The following is a 4,460-nucleotide window of genomic DNA, read 5'->3' as shown; positions in this document are numbered from 1 at the left end:
TGCGCGCACCGCCCCCGACAGGGCCGACGGCCCCCTACTTGCGCTTCTCGCGCTCCTCGGCGTCGGGGTCGGCGTCCACCCCGGCCTCGGCCCGCTGCTCAGCGGTGATCGGCGTGGGCGCGCCCGTCAGCGGGTCGCCGCCCGAGGCGGTCTTGGGGAAGGCGATGACCTCGCGGATGGTCGGCTGACCGGCCAGCAGCATGACGATGCGGTCCCAGCCCACGGCCAGGCCGCCGTGCGGCGGCGGGCCGAACTTGAACGCCTCCAGCAGGAACCCGAACTTCGACTCGGCCTCGGCCTTGCTCAGGCCGATGACGTCGAAGATCCGCTGCTGCATCTCGGCCCGGTGGATACGGATGGAGCCCGAGACCAGCTCGTAGCCGTTGAGCACCAGGTCGAAGGCCCGGGAGTCGGTGGTGCCCGGGTGGTCCTGGAAGTCGGCCTCGTCCTGCACCGCCGGGGCGGTGAAGGGGTGGTGCACCGGCTTCCAGGAGCCCTCCTCGTCGGCCTCCTCGAACAGGGGCATGTCGGTGATCCACAGGATCTCCCACCGGGAGGTGTCGATCAGGCCGCAGCGCCTGCCGATCTCCAGACGGGCCGCGCCCAGCAGCTCCTGGCTCGCGGTCCGGGCGCCCGCGGCGAAGAACACCGCGTCGCCCGGCGCGGCGCCGACCTGGGCGGCCAGGCCCCCGCGCTCGGCCTCGGAGAGGTTCTTGGCCACCGGGCCGCCCAGGGAGCCGTCCTCCTGGACGAGCACGTAGGCCAGGCCCTTCGCGCCGCGCGAGCGCGCCCACTCCTGCCAGGCGTCCAGCTCCTTGCGGGTCTGGGAGGCGCCGCCCGGCATGACCACGGCACCCACGTAGGGGGCCTTGAAGACCCGGAAGGGGGTGTCGGCGAAGTAGGCGGTGACCTCGACCAGCTCCTGGCCGAAGCGCAGGTCGGGCTTGTCGGAGCCGAAGCGGTCCATGGCCTCGGAGTAGCGCATCCGCGGGAAGCGCTCGGGCAGCTCGACGCCGCGCACCTCGCGCAGCAGGCGGGTGAACAGCTTCTCGCCGACGGCGAAGAGGTCCTCCTCGTCGACGAAGCTCATCTCCAGGTCGATCTGGGTGAACTCCGGCTGGCGGTCCGCGCGCAGGTCCTCGTCGCGGAAGCAGCGGGTGAGCTGGTAGTAGCGCTCCATGCCGCCGACCATGAGCAGCTGCTTGAACAGCTGCGGGGACTGCGGCAGCGCGTACCAGTGGCCCGGCTGGAGGCGGACCGGGACGAGGAAGTCGCGGGCGCCCTCGGGCGTGGAGCGGGTCATGTAGGGGGTCTCCACGTAGGTGAACCCCAGGTCGCGCATGACCTCGTGGGCGACGTAGGTCGCCTTGGAGCGCAGGCGCAGGTTGTCGGCCATCTCCTGGCGTCGGATGTCCAGGTAGCGGTAGCGCAGCCGGGTCTCCTCGGCCACGTCGGCGGCGCTGTCGAGCTGGAAGGGCAGCGGCGCGGCCTCGCTAAGCACCTCGATCTCGTCGGCGACGACCTCGACCGCGCCGGTGGGGATCTCGGGGTTCTCATTGCCCTCGGGGCGGACCCGGACCGAGCCGGTGACCTTGATGCAGTACTCGGCGCGCAGGTCGTGGGCGAGGTCGTCCTCGCGGACGACGACCTGGACCACGCCGGAGGCCTCGCGCAGGTCGAGGAAGACCACCCCGCCGTGGTCGCGGCGGCGTGCCACCCACCCGGCGAGGACGACGGTCGCGCCTGCGTGCTCGGCGCGCAACGCACCTGCCTCATGCGTGCGTATCAACGGACTACTCCTTCAGCGTCTTTGTTCGTGTCAAGTGTGCCCGACCTGCGCTCGGGTGCGGGCCAGATCCTGCGCACACGGCCTTCGGGCACCCGGTGGGGGGAGGACCGGGGGAAGGGCGTGCGAAGCCACCGGCGATCCGCCCTCAGGCGGGGCCGGTGCGGGTATCTCGCCCGCCGTGCGGCCGCGCGGGCGCGCTCGGGCGGCGGGCGCCTCGGTGGTGTGGGGTGGTCATACGTCGTTCCTGCGGGACGGAAGAGGGCGGCCGGGGCACGGTGTCAGCCGGCGATATCGCGCAGGTAGGGGTTGGTGGCCCGCTCGCGCTCGACGGTGGTGGCCGGTCCGTGGCCGGGCAGGACCTGGGTGGTGTCGGGGCGGCCCAGCACGGCGCTGGCGAGGCTGCGCAGCATGGCGGCGTGGTCGCCGCCGGGGAAGTCGGTGCGGCCGATGGAACCGGCGAAGACCAGGTCCCCGGCGAACATCACGGGGACGCCGTCCTCGGTGGTCACCGTGTACACGACCGACCCGGGGGTGTGGCCGGGGGTGTGCTCGACCCCGAAGTCCAGTCCGGCCAGGGTGAGGGTGTCGCCGCCGCCGACCTCGACCAGGTCGTCGGGCTCGGGGTGGGGGCCCGGGCCCAGCAGGGCGGACAGCTGCGCGGCGAAGCCGGGGTCCACCCCCGCGGCGGGCTCGGTGAGCAGTCCGCGGTCCGCGGCGTGCAGGTGGACGGGGACGCCGTGGAGCGCGCACAGGTCGGCGGCCGACCACACGTGGTCGAAGTGGCCGTGGGTGAGCAGCACCGCGACGGGGGTCAGCCCGTGCTCGGACAGGACCTTGTCGACCTGCTCGGTGGCCTCCTGGCCGGGGTCGACGATGACGCAGTCGCCGCCCGGGGCCGGTGCGAGCACGTAGCAGTTCGCGGCGAGGGGCCCGGTGGGAAGTGCGGCGATGAGCACGGCGGATGTCGTCCTGTCCTCGGTCGGGTGCGCGGTCGCGGGGCGGCGGGTCCCGGTCCGGACGCAGCGTCCCCCCGGTGCAGCCTATCGAGGCGGGGCGGGGGCGGCGACCCGGTCGTCGTGCCCGGGTACGCGTTTGATCACCATTCGATCACCGCGCGCGGCTGGCCTCTTTGCCAAACCGCGTGGTAATGCCATATTGGTCACCGTCCTTGGTGCACGCCGGGGCCCCGACCTGCGCCAGCGCTGGGCGGGAGGGCGGCCCGGCCCCATACCCGAGGGCGCGCGGACCCGCGTGATCTGCGCAGACGTGAATTCACGGCGCGGCGCCTCCCACCGGATCGCGGGGATATCGTGCTCAGCACGGTGGTTCCCATCGCGAACCGGCGAGGAGTGCGACGCGACGACCCGAACCCGCCCCACGGCCGGGTTCATGACAGCAGGAGGACACGGTGACCACGGACCCTTGGGGCCGCGTAGACGACGAAGGCACGGTCTACGTGCGCACGAGCGAAGGCGAGCGGGTCGTCGGATCGTGGCAGGCGGGGGCGCCCGAGGAGGCTCTGGCCTTCTTCCGGCGCAAGTACGACTCCCTGGTCACCGAGGTGGAGCTGCTGGAGAACCGGCTCCGCAACACCGACCTGTCCGCCTCCGCCGCGATGTCGAACATCGACAAGCTGCGAGACTCGGTCCGGGAGGCCAACGCGGTCGGCGACCTGGAGTCGCTGATGGGCCGCCTGGACGCGCTGGCGGGCCGCGCCGAGGAGCGCAAGGTCGAGCAGAAGCAGGCCCAGGAGCAGGCGCGCGGCCAGGCCCGGGAGGTCAAGGAGCGCATCGTCGCCGAGGCCGAGCGGGTCGCGGTGGAGACGACGCACTGGAAGTCCGGCGGCGAGCGGATGCTCCAGCTCATCGAGGAGTGGAAGAAGGCGCCGCGGGCCGACCGGCCCACCGAGCAGGCGCTGTGGAAGCGCATGTCGGCGGCGCGCAACTCCTTCTCCAAGCGGCGCAAGGCCTACTTCGCCAGCCTGGACCAGGAGCGCGAGTCGGTGCGTGCGGAGAAGGAGCGCATCGTGGTGGAGGCCGAGGCCCTGTCGGGCTCCACCGACTGGGGGGCCACGGCCCGCGCCTACCGCGACCTGATGCAGCGCTGGAAGCGCAGCGGCCGGGCGGACCGGGCGAGCGAGGACAAGCTGTGGGCGCGCTTCAAGGCCGCGCAGGACACCTTCTTCGACGCGCGCAACGCGACCTTCGCCGAGCGCGACGCCGAACTGCGGGTCAACGCCGAGGCCAAGGAGCGGATCCTGGCCGAGGCCCAGGCGGAGATCCCGAAGATCTCCGACCCTCGCCGGGCGCGTGCGCGGCTGCGCGACTTCCAGGACGCCTGGGAGGAGGCCGGTGAGCTGCCGCGCGACGTGCGCGACCAGCTGGAGGGCGCCTTCCGGCAGATCGAGGACGGCGTGCGCCGGGCCGAGGACGCCGAGTGGGAGCGCAGCAACCCCGAGGCGCGGGCCCGCGCCAGGGACACGGTCGCGCAGCTGGCGGCGGCGATCGCCGACCTGGAGGCCAAGCTGGGCAAGGCCAGGGACAGGGGCGACGAGCGCCGGGTCAGAGAGTACGAGGACGCGCTGGAGGCCCGCCGCTCGTGGCTGGCCGAGGCGGAGAAGGCCCTCGACGAGCTGAGCTGAGCCCGTTGGACGGGCCGCGCCACGTGGCGC

General features: G+C 73.1%; 3 protein-coding genes. 1 reads left to right on the top strand and 2 read right to left on the bottom strand.

The genetic code is table 11. The features are described from left to right. Positions 1-34: 34 nt before the first annotated feature. Together aspS and DQW06_RS20590 are read right to left on the bottom strand one after the other, a co-directional pair. A complete protein-coding gene (aspS, locus tag DQW06_RS20595) occupies positions 35-1,789 on the bottom strand; it encodes an aspartate--tRNA ligase (RefSeq protein ID WP_013154106.1) in 1,755 nt (584 codons plus the stop codon). A 278-nt stretch (positions 1,790-2,067) separates the two neighbouring features. Beyond that, entirely contained in the window at positions 2,068-2,745 is a 678-nt protein-coding gene (locus DQW06_RS20590) for an MBL fold metallo-hydrolase (RefSeq protein ID WP_117199125.1), read from the bottom strand. Between the two features lie 452 nt (positions 2,746-3,197). On the opposite strand from DQW06_RS20590, the gene DQW06_RS20585 reads away from it, so the two are divergent. Continuing rightward, entirely contained in the window at positions 3,198-4,430 is a 1,233-nt protein-coding gene (locus DQW06_RS20585; protein ID WP_013154108.1) for a DUF349 domain-containing protein, read from the top strand. Positions 4,431-4,460 lie beyond the last annotated feature (30 nt).

This window comes from Nocardiopsis sp. TNDT3 (assembly GCF_003427465.1).
Classification (GTDB): domain Bacteria; phylum Actinomycetota; class Actinomycetes; order Streptosporangiales; family Streptosporangiaceae; genus Nocardiopsis; species Nocardiopsis dassonvillei.
This window is presented reverse-complemented; position numbering and strand designations above follow the sequence as displayed.